Origin of the sequence: Legionella sp. (genome assembly GCF_965140895.1) — a bacterium.
Lineage (GTDB): Bacteria > Pseudomonadota > Gammaproteobacteria > Legionellales > Legionellaceae > Legionella.
In genome coordinates, this window is sequence record NZ_CBCSKT010000041.1 from 1 (window position 1) to 537 (window position 537).

Below are 537 nucleotides of genomic sequence, written 5' to 3' on the forward strand. Positions count from 1 at the left end.
ATGAAACCGATGGTTATGCAAAATGGGATGCCGCGCAACGTTTAGTGTTGAATTGTATGAATGAATGCTTCAACGTACCTGAAGATAAGTGGCAGATATCAGCGGCGTTAATTGCTGCATTGAGACATGTGCTATTAGATGACTCTTTAGATGCGGATTTACGCGCTGAATTACTCACTCCGCCTGGTTTTGAAGAGGTTGCTACGCTATTAGAGGTAGTGGACGTGAGTAAGGTGGAGGCCGTTCGTGATTATTTCCGCATCCAATTGGGAACGCATTTATATGCAGAAATCCACGCACTCTATCAGCAATTGTGGCAGGCTGAGGACCATAGTATGAATGGTCTTGCTTATGGCCGTAGGAGGTTACGCAATGTATGTTTGTGGTTAATAATGAAGGTGAATGAGGCGGCTGCGATAGATGCTTGCCAGCAACAATTTGTTCATGCCAAAACCATGACCGATCAAATTGCGAGCTTTGCTCTATTGGTTAATTGTTCAAACCAAAAAATGCGTGAACAAGCGGTTAATGATTTTT

The 537-nt window shown here is 43.4% G+C and carries 1 protein-coding gene; it reads left to right on the forward strand.

Annotated elements, in window-relative coordinates:
- On the forward strand, window positions 1-537 hold a 537-nt coding region (locus ACQY7T_RS05720), incomplete at both ends, for an aminopeptidase N C-terminal domain-containing protein (RefSeq protein ID WP_428411927.1).